This is a genomic window from Ruminiclostridium herbifermentans, assembly GCF_005473905.2.
Lineage (GTDB): Bacteria > Bacillota > Clostridia > Acetivibrionales > DSM-1351 > Ruminiclostridium > Ruminiclostridium herbifermentans.
In genome coordinates this window covers 2,365,474-2,385,283 of the sequence record NZ_CP061336.1, presented here as the reverse complement: position 1 = coordinate 2,385,283, position 19,810 = coordinate 2,365,474, and the positions used below count along the sequence as shown (strand labels likewise).

At 31.8% G+C, this 19,810-nt stretch carries 15 protein-coding genes; 13 read left to right on the top strand and 2 right to left on the bottom strand.

Annotation, left to right across the window (positions count from 1 at the left end):
• Window positions 1–16: 16 nt before the first annotated feature.
• The 7 genes from EHE19_RS09820 (at window position 17) to EHE19_RS09795 (ending at window position 8,076) form a co-directional block, all read left to right on the top strand.
• Window positions 17–829: a carbohydrate ABC transporter permease gene (locus EHE19_RS09820; RefSeq protein WP_137696109.1), complete on the top strand. Its 813-nt coding sequence runs from the start codon at window positions 17–19 to the stop codon at window positions 827–829.
• Window positions 830–833: 4 nt separating this feature from the next.
• Window positions 834–1,778: an amidohydrolase family protein gene (locus tag EHE19_RS09815; protein WP_244648373.1), complete on the top strand. Its 945-nt coding sequence runs from the start codon at window positions 834–836 to the stop codon at window positions 1,776–1,778.
• A 2-nt stretch (window positions 1,779–1,780) separates the two neighbouring features.
• Window positions 1,781–3,040 (top strand): L-serine ammonia-lyase, iron-sulfur-dependent, subunit alpha, encoded by a 1,260-nt coding sequence (locus EHE19_RS09810; RefSeq protein WP_171003484.1) that lies wholly within the window; start codon window positions 1,781–1,783, stop codon window positions 3,038–3,040.
• Window positions 3,041–3,101: 61 nt separating this feature from the next.
• Window positions 3,102–4,244: an ROK family transcriptional regulator gene (locus EHE19_RS09805; protein ID WP_137696112.1), complete on the top strand. Its 1,143-nt coding sequence runs from the start codon at window positions 3,102–3,104 to the stop codon at window positions 4,242–4,244.
• Between the two features lie 11 nt (window positions 4,245–4,255).
• Window positions 4,256–5,764, top strand: coding sequence for an argininosuccinate lyase (gene argH, locus EHE19_RS09800; protein ID WP_137696113.1), 1,509 nt, complete (start codon window positions 4,256–4,258; stop codon window positions 5,762–5,764).
• A gap of 305 nt (window positions 5,765–6,069) precedes the next feature.
• Window positions 6,070–6,381: a hypothetical protein gene (locus EHE19_RS19755; RefSeq protein ID WP_244648372.1), complete on the top strand. Its 312-nt coding sequence runs from the start codon at window positions 6,070–6,072 to the stop codon at window positions 6,379–6,381.
• A gap of 33 nt (window positions 6,382–6,414) precedes the next feature.
• Window positions 6,415–8,076, top strand: coding sequence for a methyl-accepting chemotaxis protein (locus EHE19_RS09795; RefSeq protein ID WP_244648371.1), 1,662 nt, complete (start codon window positions 6,415–6,417; stop codon window positions 8,074–8,076).
• Window positions 8,077–8,685: 609 nt separating this feature from the next.
• Here the strand turns inward: EHE19_RS09795 and EHE19_RS09790 are convergent.
• Window positions 8,686–11,241: an NEW3 domain-containing protein gene (locus EHE19_RS09790; RefSeq protein WP_137696114.1), complete on the bottom strand. Its 2,556-nt coding sequence runs from the start codon at window positions 11,239–11,241 to the stop codon at window positions 8,686–8,688.
• A 228-nt stretch (window positions 11,242–11,469) separates the two neighbouring features.
• Window positions 11,470–12,594: an ROK family protein gene (locus EHE19_RS09785; protein ID WP_137696115.1), complete on the bottom strand. Its 1,125-nt coding sequence runs from the start codon at window positions 12,592–12,594 to the stop codon at window positions 11,470–11,472.
• Window positions 12,595–12,837: 243 nt separating this feature from the next.
• On the opposite strand from EHE19_RS09785, the gene EHE19_RS09780 reads away from it, so the two are divergent.
• From EHE19_RS09780 to EHE19_RS09755, 6 genes are all read left to right on the top strand, one after another.
• Window positions 12,838–13,563 (top strand): GntR family transcriptional regulator, encoded by a 726-nt coding sequence (locus EHE19_RS09780; RefSeq protein WP_137696116.1) that lies wholly within the window; start codon window positions 12,838–12,840, stop codon window positions 13,561–13,563.
• Between the two features lie 117 nt (window positions 13,564–13,680).
• Window positions 13,681–14,718: an SIS domain-containing protein gene (locus EHE19_RS09775; protein ID WP_137696117.1), complete on the top strand. Its 1,038-nt coding sequence runs from the start codon at window positions 13,681–13,683 to the stop codon at window positions 14,716–14,718.
• Window positions 14,719–15,023: 305 nt separating this feature from the next.
• Window positions 15,024–15,437 (top strand): ester cyclase, encoded by a 414-nt coding sequence (locus EHE19_RS09770; protein ID WP_137696118.1) that lies wholly within the window; start codon window positions 15,024–15,026, stop codon window positions 15,435–15,437.
• A gap of 396 nt (window positions 15,438–15,833) precedes the next feature.
• Window positions 15,834–17,291 carry a glutamate--cysteine ligase gene (gene gshA / locus EHE19_RS09765; protein WP_137696119.1) on the top strand — a complete coding sequence of 486 codons (1,458 nt, stop codon included), beginning with the start codon at window positions 15,834–15,836 and terminating at the stop codon, window positions 17,289–17,291.
• A gap of 80 nt (window positions 17,292–17,371) precedes the next feature.
• The gene (gene gshAB / locus EHE19_RS09760; protein ID WP_137696120.1) at window positions 17,372–18,358 is read left to right on the top strand and encodes a bifunctional glutamate--cysteine ligase GshA/glutathione synthetase GshB; all 987 of its coding nucleotides are present in this window, start codon (window positions 17,372–17,374) and stop codon (window positions 18,356–18,358) included.
• Window positions 18,359–18,888: 530 nt separating this feature from the next.
• Window positions 18,889–19,140, top strand: coding sequence for a hypothetical protein (locus EHE19_RS09755; RefSeq protein ID WP_137696121.1), 252 nt, complete (start codon window positions 18,889–18,891; stop codon window positions 19,138–19,140).
• The last annotated feature ends 670 nt before the right edge of the window (window positions 19,141–19,810 follow it).

Sequence of the window (19,810 nt, the reverse complement as noted above, 5' to 3'; positions counted from 1 at the left end):
AAAAGGAGGGTGAATAATGCGTAAGTATTACAAAGCTTTAACTTATATATTCCTTACTATAATCGGTTTTATAATGATATTTCCATTCTTATGGATGATATCCACTTCTTTAAAAACCGGAGTAGATATATATAGTCCATCAATAATACCGGAAACAGTAACTTTTAACAACTATATAAGAGTAATAGAAAATTCAAATTTCTTGTTATGGTTTAAAAACAGTCTTATCGTAGCAGTAATTACGACAGTATCAGTTCTATGCTTTGATACTCTTGTTGGATATTCCTTTGCCAAATTACCGTTTAAAGGAAAAGGACCTTTGTTTGTATTAATTTTATCAACGCTGATGATTCCTACTGAAATGTTAATTATTCCATGGTATATGATGAGTACTAGCTTTGGTTGGCTAAACACCTATTGGTCTTTATTATTCCCTGGATTAACATCCGCTTTTGGTATATTTATGATGAGGCAGTTTTTCATTGGTGTCCCTGATGATGTCCTTGAAGCAGGTAGAATTGATGGGCTTTCTGAATTTGGTATCTTTTTAAGAGCTGCAGTACCAATGGTAAAACCTGCTATGGCAGCGCTAGGAATATTTACATTCTTAGGAAACTGGAATGCATTTCTATGGCCTGTTATCGCTGTTGATCAGCCCAATATATATACTCTCCCCGTTGGTTTAGCATTATTCTCTGGTGAATCATATAATCAATGGGATCTTGTAATGGCGGCAGCCAGCTTGGCAACAATACCTGTATTAATAGTATTCTTCTTCTTCCAGAAGCAGATTATTGAAGGAATACACATGACAGGATTAAAAGCATAAGAGGGTGAAAAAATTGGAATTTAAAATGATTGATTCACATGTACATTTTGACGTAAAAGGATACGATATTTTAGAATTTGAAAAACAATATATAGAGCAATATGGCAAAGAAAAATGGCTGAAACTTCAATCTAAAAACCAATATCAAAGCAAGAAATGGGCACAGGCTTGGGATTTCCCACAGAGGCAACCAGCAGATGATGATGTAAATACAACATCTGTTCGTTGGCTTGAAGAAATGAAAAAGCACAATATTGAAAAGCTGGTTTTTGTAACGGGCGGAAACAATGAAATTTTAAGTAAAATTATTCAAAGCCATCCCGAACATTTTATTGGGTATGCGCATCATAATCCTTTTGAAATAGATGCTGCCGAAAAATTAGAATTTGCTATTTCTGAACAGGGATTGAAGGGGTATAAAATATTAGCACCAGATTTACCCGGAAAAATAAATGATACTTCTCTTGAACCAATTTGGAAAGTAGCAGAAAAATATGAAATCCCTGTTCTAATTCATTTCGGAATATTGGGTGCAGCTGGTGGACTTGCTACACATGTTAATATCAATCCAATGGTGATACACGATGTAGCAAGAGCGCATCCTGATATATCTTTTATCATACCTCATTTTGGTTGTGGACATCCTCAAGAATTATTACAGCTAGCATGGGTCTGCCCAAATATTTATGTTGATACATCTGGTAGTAATCAATGGGTTCGTTGGATGCCATATCCGTTAACTGTTAAGGATCTTTTTAAAAAATATTATGAAACAATTGGTCCTGAGAGGATAATATTTGGTACTGACTCTGAATGGTTTCCCAGAGGATTTGTCAAGCAGTATTATGACGAACAACGTAAAGATTGTATTGAATTAGGTATGAAACAGGATGAATTAAAGCTTATATTCAGAGACAATATTGCTAGATTGTTAAGGCTGGAGGAATAATGATGGATGAAAGTATACGCAGTATTTTAGAAAACGAAATTAAAATGACAATGGGATGCACTGATCCTGGTGCGATAGCTTTTGCATCTTCTCAAGCAGCAGCAATTCTTGATGGAGATTTAAAGAGCATTGATATCGTTCTAAGTAAAAATATTTACAAAAATGCTGTGTATGTAGGCATCCCTGTTATAAAGAAGTTTGGAATCGAATACGCTGCAATTCTTGGTGCTATTATAAAAAAACCAGAGTTGAAGCTAGCTGTATTAGGGGAAGTAACTCAAGAAATGCAAAATGAGGTTTCGGATTATTTAGATAGGATTCCTGTAAAAGTGGTTTATTCTGATATAGATGAGCCACTTTATATAAGTGTTACCTGCAGAAGTGATATATCTTATGTTAACGTTGTAATAATGGGAGACTACGATTGGATATATCATATTGAAAAAAACAAAGAGATATTATATCATTCTAAACCAAAAAAAATAAATGAAAGGTATTTTTATGAGGGTTGGAATTTTCAAAATCTTTTCTATAATGCAGTGAATGGACAAATAATGGATGACAAAATATTGAAATATGAGGATATCAATAAAAAGGCAGCAACTCATGCAATGTCAGAGGAAACAAAAAAATATATTCAAAATCTAGCTCAACTGGATTACATTTCTGTTAATGATTTATCAAATCTTGCTCGTATTTATGTGCTAAATGCTTCTAAAATGAGAATGTCAGGAGAGAGGTTTCAAATAGTTAGCGTAGCTGGCAGCGGAAATCTCGGTATATTGAGCATTCTAACAGTATCTGCAGTATGTGATGCACTAAAAAAGACACAACATGAAAGACAGACTGCAATATGCATTTCCATATTAACTTCAATTTATATTAAAAGTCAAATGAACCGTCTTACTGTAATGTGTGGAACAGCAGTTGCCGGAGCAGCTGGAGCTGCTGCTGCAATCACTTATCTACTTGGAGGTGGCTTGGAAGAAGCTGAAAATGCGATAAATACTGTCATAGGAAGTATTGGTGGTATGCTCTGTGATGGTGCAAAGGAAAGCTGTGCCTTTAAGGTTAGCTTTGCAGCTGAGTGCGCAGTAATAAGCGCAAATATGGCCATGAATAAAAATGGAATACGAACAGGCTGTGGTATTATTACAGATGATATAGATGAAAATATCCGAAATATCGGACTTATAAATAATTTAGGTATGAAGGAAGCAGACAACATAATGTTAGAGATTCTCAGCGCACAGAAAAAGTAGAAATTCTATAATAAATGTTATAAAATAGTAGATATGTGTAATTAAGAAGGAGAGTCAAGAAATGATAAAGGGAACACCAGAATATATAAAGGTAATGAATAGAAATACTGTTCTTTCGCTGATTGTTAAAAAAAAATCAATATCCAGAGCTGCAATTTCAACTCTAACTAATTTAAGTAAATCAACTGTTTCATCTATCGTTGAAGAATTACTTAGTGAAAATATTATAATGGAAAATGGTGAAGGTATTTCAACAAAGCTTGGCGGAAGGAAACCTATAGAACTGGTGTTTAACCCATCTGCAGGATATATTATTGGTATTGATATAGGTGCGTCAAAAAGCATCTGTGTAATATGCGATTTATCTGGACGGATATTAATAAAAGAAGTACTACAGAAAAAAAATTACGATAGTAACGATTATTTAAATCTAATCATAAATACTGTAAAGAAAATGGCAGCAAATCTTGGTTTAGGAGACAAGATTATAGGAGTTGGAGTAGGTATTCCTGGTACTGCTGATATTGAGAATGGTATAGCTAGATTTGTTCCAAAACTCGATTGGATAGATTTCCCTATATGTGATGTACTAAAAAAAGAATTTGGCGTAGATGTTTTTATTGACAATGATGTTAATATGGCGGTTTATGGAGAAAAATGGTTAGGTGTAGGTAAAGAATACAATAACTGTGTATTTATATCTATTGGAGATGGTATTGGAAGTGGCATTATAATAGATAATAAAATTTATAGAGGCCACAATTATACAGGTGGGGAAATTGGGTATCTCGTACTATCAAAGGATGCTCTGCAAACAGAGAAATATACACCTGATGCATATGGATATTTTGAAAGTGTTGCTTCCGGAAGTGCAATAGAAAGAAAGTTTGGTATAAGTTGTAAGGAAGTTTTTGAAAAAGCATCACATAATGATATTGAGTGTATTGAAGCAGTAAATGAAATGACTGAATATTTAAGTATGGGAATTGCAAATATAGTTAGTGTACTCAGTCCTCAAGCAGTTATTATTGGTGGTGGCGTTTCAAAGGCTGGATTGGGTTTACTATTGTCAATTAGAAAAGAAGTGTCCAGACTCACCCCTGTAAAAACAGAAATAGTTCTTTCTGAACTGGAAGATAATGCAGGTGTTTTGGGGTGTGTGGGATCAGTGTTAGCAAAAAAATACGGTATCAGCTTTTATTAAGGAGGAATTCTATGTACACAAGAGAATATGTTGAACAGATGGACGGTACACATTTTCCAGGCAAAACTTTTCAGGATTGTGTTTTGGCACCGATATTTGATACACAAAAAAACTATTACGCAAAACCTTTTATTCAAATAAGTAAGGCTCATGCCGTAATGTTATTTGAGCAAAATATTATTACAAAGCATGAAGCAAAGGAAATATTATCGGGATTAAAAAAAATAGATTTGATGGATATGAGTGATAGGCAATACGATCCATCCTATGAAGATATGTTTTTTATGATAGAACATGAACTTGAGAACTTAATTGGTAAGGATACTGCTGGAAGATTGCATATTGCAAGAAGCAGAAATGATATAGATATATGTGAATTCCGTATGGTACTTAGAGAAAAGGTTCTCGAAGTAATGGAAGCCTTGAATATTTTTAGACAAGTATTGCTTTCACTTGCTAAAGAAAATATAGAAACTATTATGCCTGCATATACACATACTCAGCCGGCACAACCTACAACTTTGGCTCATTATATTCTTGCATACCAAGATTCATTGGAAAGAGACTTTGACAGGTTGGTGCACTTGTATAATACCATAAATCAAAGTCCATTAGGTGCTGCAGCCATTACAACTACAGGTTTCCCAATTAACAGACAAAGGACTGCTGAATTATTAGGCTTTGATGGACTTGTAGAAAATTCCTATGACGGAATTGCAGGATGTGATTATCTTACAGAATGCGCATCTGCTCTTATGATTATGAACACTAGCTTGTCAAGATTTATGAAGGATACATTAGATTTTTGTACAAAGGAATTCAATGTATTTTATCTATCTGATCCTTATGTTCAAGTCAGTAGTATAATGCCTCAAAAAAGAAATCCATCCTCCCTTGAACAAACAAGGCCTGCTATTAGCAAAGCTATTGCAGAATCAAAATGTGTATTTGATATTCTTCATAATACTCCATTTGGAGATATAGTTGATACAGAGGAACAATTACAACCTCATTTGTATGATTCAATAAAATATACAATCAGAGCGTTAAAAATGCTTAGTTCTGTTTTTACAACATTAGATGTAAATAAGAAGCTTCTGCTTGAAAGAGCACACGAGGGATTTATTACAGCAACTGAATTAGCAGATATATTGGTTAGAGACAAGGGATTATCCTTCCGCCATAGTCATAGGATTACAAGTACAATTGTAAAATATATGGTGAAACATGAGAAAAAGGCAAAGGATATTACTCCTCAGATTATTGCTGATATTTCAGAAGAAATACTGGGAAAACCTATTGATCTTGAGGTTGACGAAATAGAAAAGGCACTCGATCCTGTTAATTTTGTTTATGTTAGAACTATTACTGGAGGACCTGCTCCAATTGAAACAGAAAGAATGCTAGAAAAGAGATTAGAGTCACTTAATAACAATCAGCAGTTATATAATAAATTTATTGATAAATTAAAATCTTCAGATGAGAAACTGCAAGAAACAGTAGCTACAGTTATTTCTTAATTCAGAACATTGATTATTTAATAATTCAATAATTTAATAATTTAAATAATTAAATCTTACCGCATGGTACTATCCGTTTTTTATAATAAAACGAAGTATTATGCGGTTTTTTATTACTTGTGTAAAGAATAGGGATTAGGAATTATTAAATGTTATAAATAAGTTATTCATTATAGCTAAAAGTAAACTTATTGAGTTTTTATCAGTTGTAATATTTGGAATTACACTAAATTTCGACATTTATTTTTAAACCGTGATATAATTATGTTAACCAATATATAGTTTGACTTTACAGGAGGGAATCTATGATAAAACTAAAAAGTATTAAAACTAATTTAACTTTGTATTTTGGAATGTTGATTTTTGTTCTGTGTATCGGCCTTGGAAGTGTTGCATATTATACTTCATCTGATGCACTGTCATCAAAAATAGATGAATCTCTTATGCTAGTAACACAAGAGGCTGCGGAAGTTATTTCAAGTAATGTTGCAAGTGAACTTAATTTAGTTGAAGCATATGCTCAATTGGATGTTATAAAGGATCCTAATGTGCTTGTAAGTGAAAAACTCGCATTTCTAAAACAAGAAGCTGAAAGAAATGGTTATTTATGGATGTGATATGTTGATAATGAAGCAATTGGCCATACCACTTTGGGTGCTGAAGCTGATGTCAGTGATTTAGACTATTATATAAAGGCTTCTTCTGGCCAGCGTACAGCTTCCGATCCATTTATAAGTAAGGTAACAAATGGTGTGGTAGTTGCATTTGCAGTTCCTATTAAGGATAATCAAGGAAATATAATTGGAGTAGTGCTTTCTGTACGCGACAGCAATGAGTTAAGCAATTTAGTAAGTAATATTAAGTTTGGGGAAGACTCATCAGCCTTTATGATTAATAAGAATGGAACTACTGTTGCCCATAAGGATAAAAATCTAGTTTTTGAATACTACAATGTATTTACTGAAGTTGAAAAAGATTCATCTCTTGAGCAAATGGCGGCATTTATGAAAGAAATGACAGAGGGAAAGTCAGGAGTTGGCGAGTATGAATATAATGGTGATAAATATGCAGCCTATTCACCAGTAAGCGGAACTGATTGGTCCCTTGCCATAACCATACCAAAGTCTGTAGCTATGGAAAAGGTAAGTCATCTATTAAAAATTATTATGAATATTTCCATTGCATTTCTCTTAGTAAGTTTATTATTAACATATATTATTGCTAAAGGTTTTTGTAAACCTATAGAATTAGCCACTAATCATATGAAGATTTTAGCAGAAGGAGATTTCTCAAAAGAGGTACCAAAGAAGTACACGAAAAATCAAAGCGAAATTGGCGTTTTGGCTAAATCTATGGAATCTATGCAAAAATCATTACGAAGCATTATAACGGATGTTATAAACAAATCATCAGACGTTAGCCAGATGCTTACTAGTATAAATTCTGAAGTTGATGAACTTAATTTTAAAATAGAGGAAATATCTTCTACCACTCAAGAAATGTCAGCAGGAACAGAACAGACTGCTGCTTCTACAGAAGAAATGAATGCTACTGCTGAAGAGATAGAAGCAGCAATAGAGTCCATTGCTACAAAAGCACATGAAGGCACAATCACAGCAAATAATGTAAGCACTATGTCTGGTGAGATGAAGAAAAATGCAATATCATCCAAAGAAACTGCAATGGAGATTTATGTTAGAAATAAAGCTGATTTGCAGAATGCCATTGAACAATCAAAAGCAGTAGACCAGATACATGTACTTTCACAGTCTATACTAGATATAACTACTCAAACAAATCTATTAGCACTAAACGCATCAATAGAAGCAGCAAGGGCTGGAGAGGCTGGAAAAGGTTTTGCAGTTGTTGCTGATGAAATAAGAAAATTGGCTGAAGGTTCAAAGGCAACAGTATCAAGAATTCAGGAAGTAGCAAATGTTATTTTAGAAGCAGTACAAGTTCTATCAAGCAGTTCTGGAGAAATTATGGACTTTATTGATAAAAAGGTAATGCTAGATTACGAGTATTTAGTTAGTTCAAGTGAGCAATATAATGAAAGTTCAGCTAATATAAGCGATATTGTAAGTGATTTTAGTGCTACCTCAGAAGAACTGCTTGCCTCTATGCAAAATATGGTTAAGGCAATTGATGAAATATCGAGTTCAGCAAATGAAGAGGCTCAGGGAGCATCCAATATTGCACAGGGTGCAGCATCAATTACGCAAATGTCAAATGTAGTAAAAGAAAATGCAGAATTGGCAAAGGAAAAATCCAATATGCTAATCCAGCTTGTTTCAAAATTCAAAGTATAGATAGCCTTATAAAGACACTTATGATATTATATTTGCAATTGTTATTGCAATTTTAGGATGTATGGTTATTGCAATATCTCTAGGATGTTGGTTCTAGGTAAATTTATTAGCTATAGGCTTTATTTGTAGCTTTCCTATGAGACCGTTTAAAATTTGTTTAAACCTTCAAATTGATGTTAGAATAAATATATCAATTTGGAGGTTTTTTTATGGTAAGAAGGAATGAAAGTCCCGAAAGGAAAAGGCACTGAGCATTGATAGGAGAATTTTTACGAGAAAATCCTATCAAGGACTCAGCCGAATTACTGACAAAGTATTGCCGCTTGTTAAAGAATGGCAAGCATGTCCTCTTGATTAGAGGTATTCTTTTCAGATAGAATAAGATAGCACTATTTATTTGCTTTGCAGATATTTGTCAGTTTAATATGCTACATGTTCTGAATGACTTACTGTTGCTACTACTGTTTTAACACAAGTACTTCGTCTCCAGAGGCGAATATTCCTTTTATTGATGTTGAGCTATAAAGATGATATAGGGACACAAAAAAGGAGCTGTCACAGTTTAATAACTGTGTACAGCTCCTTTAACCTAATTTATCTTATTATTTCTTATTGCTTCTGTGCAAGCATATTTACGAACATACGGTAAGCACCAGGTGCCATAGCCTGCTGTATCTGACGGTACCAAACTACTGATGTATAAGTGTAAACACCCTTACCATAGTTAGTTGTTAACCACTGACCGTCTTGTACTATATCAGAACCCTTATCAATTGCAGAAATTAATTTTGTATATTTAGGGTCAGCTTCTGAAATGTTGTAGATACTACGTTCTTGAACCCATCCATCCCAGTCAGATGCAACAATTTTATTAGGATAACTGAACACCTTATTATTAGGATCAAGGATAGTTACCTTTGCATCTTCCTCAACTACACGCCATGTTAGAGTAGGTGAACCAATTTTCAATGGGTATGGTGCGAAGCTTGGATCCCATCTATCAGCTGCGCTATTCTGGCTGTAGTTAACAATCAAATTACCACCGTTTTTAACGAAATCAAGAAGTCTGTTATTTGCAGTAATTAGTGCATCGCTATCTCTATAAGCACGAATTCCAAGTACAATAGTGTCAAACTTTGAAAGATCTCCATACATTACGTCATTGTCACCAAGTACTGTTACATTCATACCTATCTGCTTTAAGTATTTATAAACTTCATCTTTACCTGAATCAAAGTAACCAACTTTAAGTCCTTGAGGTAATGTAATCTTTGCAGACTGTACATTGAGAGCTGCATCATAGAGGTAATAAGTTGTTCCTATGTGGTCATAGTTGATAACTTGTACTGTTTGATCGCTAACCATATTTGAACTTGTAGCCTTTGCTTTTATTACAAATCTTTCTTCCTTCAAATTAGCTGGAGGAGTAATTGTAAAGTTAGCTGTCTTATTTTGATTGCTTCCAGTAAACTCAACAGTTGCTTGCTTTGGTTCAATCTTCCAACCAGCTGGAACATCAAGAGTTACAGTTGTTGAAGTTTTACCAGTAACATATGATCTAACACCAACTGTTACAGGAATAGTTGTACTTGATACAGTTGTATTAAGCACAAAGTTTTCAGGTGATAACTGTAATGAGTATTCAGGCATTACAGCAAATAATTTGTTTGGTTCAATAGTTGTTTCTGCAGTAACACCATCAATTTTGTAGCTAACAGTTGCTGTCATTGGAACCTTTGCATATGGGTGGAAGTAATCTGCATCCTTAGGAATTGATACTTCATATTCGAATTTTACAGCACTATTATAATTAATCTTTGAAGCAGTTGTTTCTTTTGGAGCTGTAACTTTCCAACCAGCTGGAGTGTTAAGCTTAACACTGAGGTCTTTAATATTGCTATTTCCACCATTGAATAATTGTACAGTTACCTTTGTGCTTTGTCCCTTTGCAACTTCATATGAAGCTGGTGTGATAGTTGCAATAAGGCTTGAGCTCTGTTCACTTACTTTATAAAGTTGTTTTAATTTAGTGTTAAGTCTAAATGTTAAATCATATTTTTCTTCTTCTGATAACTTAGAATTTTTTATTGTTTTAAGTCCAGAATTTATATCATCTATCATGTCATGAGTTGCACTTGTTACTTTAGTATAGTTTGGATATGCAGCAACTATATCATCAGCATCGTCCTGAAGTTTATTTAATAATCTATAAACATCTTTAGTTTTGAAATAGTTTGCAGCTAAATCATTATATGTCATTTCAATGCCATCAAACATATCTTCTTCTTTGTCAGGTATTTTTTTGTCAAGAGTTGTTTGAATAAGTTTGTGATATGAAACAGCATTTGCAGTTACATCTTGTACTTTACCCATACTCTGAGAAATATGTAAGTAACGTGAATTCTGTCCAAACTGCTCATATGTTAAGCCAAGAATTTCATTATACTTTTTGTAGTCCATTTTTGCAGTATGATCATCTGCTGTTCCTGTATCATACAGCTTCTTAGCTTGATATGGACGTAAGCCTTCTTTTGTTATCTGATCTGGATATGCTTTTGGGTCAGCAGCTTTTTTGAATGCCTCAGCTGTAATTATGTTAGTAGCTTGATGCTGACCATGTTCAGAAAGAACATTGTTTGCTGAGTTGAAAATTACGTCAGGTCTGTATGTACGAATAGCACGTACCATACGTTCAGTAATCTTATCAACGTCCCAGATTGCTAGTGCTTCTTCACCTAGCTTTGAGAATCCGAAATCAACTGCTGTGTTATCGTATTCTTCACTTAGAACAACAAGTTCGCCACCAATCATCTCAACAGCTTCTTGAAGTTCTCTAGCACGAACTGCACTATAGGCAAATCCAGCTTCGCTACCTATAGCATTCTGACCACCTGCGCCATATGTAGTTGTTACTACAACTGTTTCAGCACCTTTTTCCAATAGGCAATAGGCGAGCATAGAGTTACGCTCATCATCTGGATGCGCACCAGTATCCATAATTGTTGAGACTCCGGTGATTTGCTTAATAGCCATCCATAGCTTATCAGCGCCTCGGTTGTTGTCATTGAGAGTCGCAGAAGTATTACCAGGTGTTGCAATTGTTACGGTTATTGCTAGGGATAGTGCTGCAGCGATAGTTCGACTAAGTTTTTTACCCGTCTTCATTTAAATCTCTCCTTTTGTAATTTATTTCTGTAGCCTTTAAAAAATGATTCTTAAAAAGCTATAACAGACTAATGAATATTTTATTAATTAAGTTTATTAATAAATGTTATATAAGAATTTGAGCCTCAACAAAGAAGTAATAAATTGAAGTAATAAAAGAAGTACTAATATATGTATAATTAATATGACAATATTTAAATTTAATTTATTCTGGTTTAAAATTTATTTTTATGACAAGAAAATATTTTTAATATAATCGTTAGTAATAAGATGTGATATACCTATTATGCCAGGTTCATCGCATTTACGTAAATCAATATTTACATCTAAAGCAGATAATTTTTTAAATTGCTCAGAAACTTCGATTAACAATTCTTTACCTAACATATCAATTATGATACCTCCAAGGACAACTTGATTTACATCAACTATGCTAATTATATTTAATATCGTTGTTGCGAGATAGGGAGCAATATAATCAATAATTTCTTTAATATTTGTTCTATTCTTAATTCTGTTTTCAAAATCTTTAAATTTTGATGTTAATGCATTAAGATTTATTAATGATTCCAAAGAGCCTGGTAAACACTCAGAAGTTTTAAAATTATTATCGTAAACAAGGTATCCAATTTCACCAGCTATAAAGTGCTTACCAAAGCGTAGATTTCCATCAAGGATAATTCCACTTCCAAGTCCAGTACCTAAAGATATATAAACTAAATCTTCGTTTTTGAGATTTCTAGTTATGTATTCTCCTATAGAGGCAGCATTAACATCATTACATACATAAACGGATATATTTAATGCGTCTTTGATTGTTTCAATTATTTTATGTAATGGATATGTATTACAAACGCCAACTAAAGGCCCTAATCGTATTTCATCATTATCTAAGTCTACAGCACCTGGAAGACCTAAAGCAATTCCATGAATTTTGTCTTTTGGTATTCCTGACTCAACTATCAAACTTTTTACGTTATCTATTAATATATGTGTTACCACATTTTCAAAATCACTTTTAACATGTATTATTTTTTTGAGAATAATTTCACTACCAACGTTTACAATACCCATTTTGAGATAATCACCTTCATACTCTACACCTATAGAGTAGGCGAAGTTTGGGTTGAACTTTAACATCTGAGGTTTTCTGCCAAGAGGTGATTGACCTTCTCCGGCATTTATTATGAAACCGTTTTCACATAAATAGTTTGTAATCTTAAGAACAGTAGGTGCACTTATACCTGTTATCTGCGAAATTTCTGAACGTGAAATTTCGCTAACATTTGCTATCAAGTCAAATACAGTTTTTCTATTCATATCTCTTAAATTTGAAGCGATATATGGTTTCATAATTGTCTCTCTTTACATATTTATTTTAAATAATTATTAAAGGACATTTATTAATTAACTTAATTATATATTCCTAAATTAGGAATGTCAATTTCTTTTTAATAATTATTTATTTAATAATGAGACTTTTATATACTGAGAGTTTTTTTCTTAATAAGTGTTATTTCTAGCTAGTATTAATAAATTGGGTTATAATGTACATATATTTATTAATCTTTATGATTAATTGCTGTGGAGGCCTATATGAATATAGATAAAACAAGTCCAATACCTGTATACTATCAATTAAAAACTATTTTATTAAATAAAATAAAGTCCGGTGAATATCCTCCTGGATGCATTATTCCTTCTGAAAGAGAACTTTCCGAAATGTTAGGAATCAGTCGCATGACAGCACGACAGGCTATTAATCAATTAGCAAGCGAAAAATATTTAGTCCGTGAAAAGGGAAAGGGCACTTTTGTTAACGATGCAAAATTTGAACAAAGAAATATAATGAGTTTTTCAGAAACTGTTAAAAGGCAAGGAATGGTTCCAATAACAAAGGTACTCGAGTTTGCAGAAGAAACTAACTATGATATCAAAGAAATATTGGATTTAAGTCAGGAACAAGTATTGTTTAGAATTAAAAGACTTAGATTTGCAGATGAGACTCCCATTGCAGTAGAAGAAGTTTTTATTCCTAAAAAACTTTGTCCAGATATTAATAAATTAGATTTAACAAAATCCTTATATGAACTTTTAAAGACATATTATTCTATAGATATAAATTATATGGATAATAAAATTGAGGCAGTAAAAGCTAGTAAAGAGAATCGTCAACTGCTAGCACTTTCAGCAGGAATTCCAGTACTTAAAATTTCAGGTATAAGTTATACAAAAGATGGAGATAAATTATTCTATGAAAGAGATATTTACCGTGCCGATAAGTATAACTACAGCGTTAGAATATTTATGGGGCAAAATTAATACTATTGATTTCTTATCAAAGCTGAAGTACAATAGGTATAGTGGTATATACAACTATACAATCTTCAAGTATTATATGTAGCATAATAATTCAAACAAACATACGAGGTGATATTTATGGTTAAGATGTGGGAAGAAATATTAGAACAACCAGAAGTTTTAAAGAAAACAGTTACTACCAATATGGCAGTTATCGATGAACTAATAGCTGATTTGAAATCTCGTGAAATTTCAACAGTAATTATTGCTGCAAGAGGAACATCAGATCATGCCGCAGTTTATGCAAAATACGCTATTGAGACTTTAATCGGAATACCTGTTTCATTGGCGGCTCCGTCAGTATTTACAATGTATAACAAGAAATTAAATATGAAGAATTGCTTTGTAATTGGTATTTCCCAGTCTGGAAAGGCAGCAGACGCAATTGAAGTAGTGAAGGCTGCTAAAGAACAGGGAGCAATTACCATGAGTGTTACTAACTTTGTGGATTCACCACTAGCTCAAACATCAAAGTATCATCTTTTCTGTGATACAAGTGTTGAACAAAGTGTAGCTGCAACAAAAACGTTTACTTCCACAGTGTTTCTTTTAATAAACTTTATTGCAAAGTGGGCACAAAATGATGAGTTATTAAATGAACTTAAAAATGTACCTGATATCATGAGCAATATATTTGACAAAGCAGATACTATTAAAGAGATAGTACAGAAGTATCGATTTATGAAGGAATGTTTTGTTCTTGCAAGAGGTATTAACTATTCAATTGCATTAGAAGCTGCTCTGAAAATACAGGAGACTACGTATGTGCGTGCTAAAGCATTTGCAACTTCTGATTTCCATCATGGGCCTTTTGCAATGGTTGAAAGGGATATGCCTGTTATTGTATATGCACCAGAAGGACCTTCTTGTAAAGATGTTTTAGAAATGATTAACAAATTAAAGAATAGTGATGCTGATATATTAATTATATCAAACAATCAAGAGTTGTTAAAGTTGGGTAATAGCAGCATTGAAATTCCTAAAGGATGCAGTGATTATGTTTCACCACTATTTAATGTTGTAGTAGCTCAAATGTTTGCATGTAATCTTTCATTATTGAAAGGACTAAATCCTGACAGTCCAAGAGGATTGAATAAGATTACTATTACACGATAAACTACTTTTAATAAGAAATCCTGTATATTAAGTAATAAATTATAAGGACTACACAATACTGTTTGTGATGAAGTTTCACAAACTAGTTTGGGTAGTCCTTTCTTAATTAACTTTATATTTGGATATATTTGTAATAGTATAAACAGAATATACTTTGTATCTATTAAACTTCTCACTTGATATGTTAAAAGTTGTTTCCTGTATTATATTTAGTCTTTTATATTGAGTCCTTTTCTATATATAAATTATAAATATTATGGTAAAATTGTATATAAAATCAATTTATATAGGAGCGTGCATGCCTTATGAATATAAAAGAAAAAATTAAGTATTTCTATGAAAATGTTACTTCAAATAACCTTATTGATGAGGTTCCAAACTATATAGACAATAATTGTACAATTAGAATAGGTGAAAAAGTAATTCCGGTTGGAATAGAAGGAATGAAGCAGCATCTATTAGAAGTAAGAAATACTTATCCTGATTTTAAGATGACAATAATTCGCCAATATTGTGATGGTGACTATGTTATATCTGAGTTTATAGCTGAAGGTACACACAAAGGCGAGTGGTTAGGTATGAAACCTTCTGGCAAGAGATTGACATTTACTGGTGTTGATATTGATAAAATAGCCGATGGTAAAATTATTGAACATGGTGGAGCTACAAATACGTTTGAAGCTTTGTTTGAAGAAAATATAATTCAACCGACACCGTAAAAACTAAATACAATTTTTTGTATACCTCATGATTTTTTGAAAACTTTACTTAAAACCCTCACTCAACTAATTTATTTTAGAAACTGTTTAAAACCCTTTGCTTAACTAATTTTTTTAATAAACTAAAACCTTCACTAAACTAATTTTCATTATTTTAATGATTTGAAAATGCAGGTTTGATTACATATTCCCGAAAAAGGGAAAGCTTTATTTATAAAATAAACTGAGAACCTATTGGAACAATAATACTAAAAGTAATTCATGATATATTTGTGCACATAATAAATTATCAGCATAAATTTACAAATAGAAATTTATGTAAATATAAATTTAATAAAAGCTATTCAATAGTTATAAAGTTATAAAATATTATTAATTAGTTATTGTGAGGGTTTTATGAATTGGAATTTTGAAAATGTATTAGATATAATTTCAAAAACAGATAGTAAGCTTCTGCTAAAAGGAAAATGGGGTATTGAGAGAGAGTCTCAAAGAGTTACTGAAAATGGATGTCTAGCGCTAACAGAACATCCAGCAGCCTTTGGCAATAAGATTTCAAACAGTGAGATTACTACAGACTTTTCTGAAAGTCAGATTGAACTTATTACACCTCCGTTTCCTTCAGTGGAAGAAGCATATAATTATCTAAAAATACTGACTTTGAAGGTTAATAATGAGCTAAAAAATGAGTACTTATGGCCATTAAGTATGCCTCCAAAACTTCCCTCAGAAGAACTTATCCCAATTGCAAAATTTGACGATACACCCGAAGGCAAAGAGAAGGAAATATATAGACTTGGACTTGCACATCGATATGGCAAAAAAATGCAGTTGATTTCAGGCATACATTTTAATTTATCTTTTAGCGAAGAGCTATTTGATGTTCTATATAAGTATTTTGGAAACATCGAAGATAGAATTAAATTTACTGATAAAGTATACTTCACAATGGCAAGAAACTTCTTAAGGTATCGTTGGCTACTTATATACCTTTTTGGAGCTTCACCCAATTCACATCATACTTTTAATTCTGTTATTAATAATGAAATAAAATCATTAAAAAAATGTTATCCTGAATGCTGCAATTACATTGATAATTATAAAAAATATGCTGTATCCTTACGTGTAAGTCGTTTAGGCTATTCAAATGATGAACAAAATAAGTTTGGAGTTTCTTATAACGATAAGTATGAATACCTACAAAGTATAAGGACAATGTTATCTACTAAAAGCGAAAAGTACTCAAAGATTGGAATAATCAAAGAAGGAAAGCAGATTCAACTTAACGATAATATTCTGCAAAAAGAAAATGAATTCTATTCTCCAATTCGATTAAAGCAAGCTACTGAAAAAGGTGAAAGCCAGTTGGATGCAATTGAAAAAAGAGGCGTAAGTTATGCTGAAGTTCGCATAATAGATATAAATCCCTTTGAAAGTATAGGAATAAGTCTTGAACAACTGCATTTTTTACAGGTATTTATACTATTTTGTCTTTTTGAAAGCAATGAATTTATAAATCAAAAAGAGTTAGACCTAATTAATAAAAATCATAATTTGGTGGCTATTTCTGGCAGAAGAACAAAGTTACAACTTTATCAATACACTGATGGTCAAGTATTGTTAGAAGATTGGGGTCAAATAATTTTTAATAAACTTTTTCAGTTAGCAGAGGTTTTGGATGCAGCCGTAGATAGCAATAAATATATGGCGTGTGTCATTACCCAATCTCAAAAGCTAAAAGACAAGTCACTTCTGCCATCAAATAAAATTGTAAATGAAATAAAAGCAATGGGAGAAAGTTATATCTCTTTTGGCATAAGAAAAGCATTGGAATATAAAAAACAATGCAATTAGTATATACACAATTATTGGTTAAAATTCTTTTTATAGTGCTTATAACAATAAGTAAAATATTACAAAGGATGGGATAAAAGATGCTAAAGGGTTATGAGTCTTTAGAACTATCAACACAAATGATTATTAAGGAAGCAATAAACAGAGGTATTAAGGTTGAAGTGTTGGATTGGGATGATAATTTTATCAGATTAATTAAAGACGATAAAATAGAATATTTGAAACAGGCAACTCGTACATCAGCTGATAGATATATTTCTCCTTTAATTATGGAAAACAAAGAGGTTACAAAACTTATTCTGAGAGAAAAAGCGCTGAATGTACCTAGCGGTCAAACAATTAAAAGCATTGATGACTATAAAACAAAGACTTTAGAATTTAAAGGCAAAGATATTGTAATTAAGCCAAAATCAACTAATTTTGGTCAAGGTGTTGTAATTTTAAAGAATCCCTATACCGATTATGATGTAAAAAATGCTATAGAACAGGCATTTAAGTTTGACCAATCTGTATTAGTTGAAGAATTTATTTCAGGAAAAGAGTATAGATTTTTGGTTATAGATGATGAGGTAATTGCAATACTTCACAGAGTTCCGGCTAATGTTACTGGAGATGGAAAGCATACAATAACAGAACTTGTTGAAGAAAAAAATAAAGATCCTTTAAGAGGAAAAGGCTATGTTACGCCACTTGAGAAGATAAATTTAGGGGTTATTGAGAAAGAATACCTAGCATTTCAAGGTAAAGATTTTAACACAATTCCTATAGAAAATGAAATAGTATATCTGCGTGAAAATTCAAATATAAGCACAGGCGGAGATAGTATAGATTTTACTGATGACATTATAAATGAGTATAAAATAATTGCAGTGGAGGCTGCTAAAGCTGTAGGGGCAAAGATTTGTGGTGCAGATATTATCATTAATAATATTAAAGAATTACCAAATAATGATAATTATAGTATAATTGAATTAAATTTTAATCCAGCACTCCACATACATGATTTCCCATACAAAGGCATTAATAGACAGGCTGAAAAAAAGGTTCTTGATCTTTTGGGATTTTAGTTTATTTGTGAGTACAATAAAAAATTCATGAAAAAATTCCATTGTAATGGATATATGTAGTTTCATATGTAGTTTTATATGTAGTTTTATATGTAGTTTTATATGTAGTTTTATATGTAGTTTTATATGTAGTTTTATTTGTAGTTTCAATTATATATAGTTTCAATTTTCAGCTTTGTATGTGAATTGGGTTGATTAATATGCTAATTTTAATTTTATAATTTTGTAAGTGAATTTGGTTGATTGTTATGCTAATTTTATTATTTGGAGGAAAAGTATGAAAGAAAAGATTTATATATCAATCGTTTTAGCTGTCTTTTTATTATTTAACTCAGGCTGCTCTGCTATTAATACATCATCGCCATTAACAAATAATGAAATCACATCAGTTAATGATGTCATAACATCAACACCAACTAATGACCAAATTGTCTCAGAGCAAAATAACATGCCATTATCTGTTACTTATATGGAATACCAAGAAAGATATAGATTCGTTGGTAAATCGACCCCATTATTATGGATGCCTTGTGAAAGTAGTCCAAAAGTTACCGATCTTTCTAATACTGTTCGCAGGCTATACCACAGACGATACTATATGGTTATTTGTTACTTATGATACTCCAACAAACAATAGAGGTTGGATACTCCAATCAAATACTGATAAATATACTAAGGAGAACCAAAAGCTAGTAAAAGACATTATTGTACCAGAAGTAACAACTGGAGTTGATAATATTGAAAACAATGTTGAAAGCTATGAGCAATTTTGGATACATTAAAAAGCAAGAGCAGGATAAAGTCCTAGTCATGTTTGCTTATGGAAAAGAAGCTTGGTATTACAAAAAAGATATAAAGTATCCGCTGTTGGAATTATGTGGTATAGTTTAATCAACATCAAATAATATAAATTAGCGGTAAAATGATCCGATAAGTTTAAAAAGTAAAAAAGCTTAAGTATTCGATAATAGTTGCAATATATGATTAATTATATTTCTGAAACATATTTTTTATATATTTTAATAATAAATATTTTTATATATTTATTAAATTATATGGATTTATGGAAAAATAATACTTGTAAATACTATTAATAAATGAAATAGTTTTTCGTCCCTCCAATTACACGAAATTATTATTTCGTGTAATAATGAAAAACTACTATCTATAACTACTATGTATAACGTATAATTAAATTTTATCCAATTCTGATAGTTATCATGATTTATAACCAAATGCACTTTAACGTCAATTTTTTATTAATAAAATTATTAATTATGAATTGCTCTATTGCGTAATATTAATCTTGACGATTTGTAATCAGATTGTGTTTTTTAGGATCACAATGGTATACAATGGTATAAAGAAATATAACAATCATCAAGCCCTGTCATTTTTTGCTTCTTAATCATATATGTATATACCTCAATATAGATGAATACAGATGCCTTC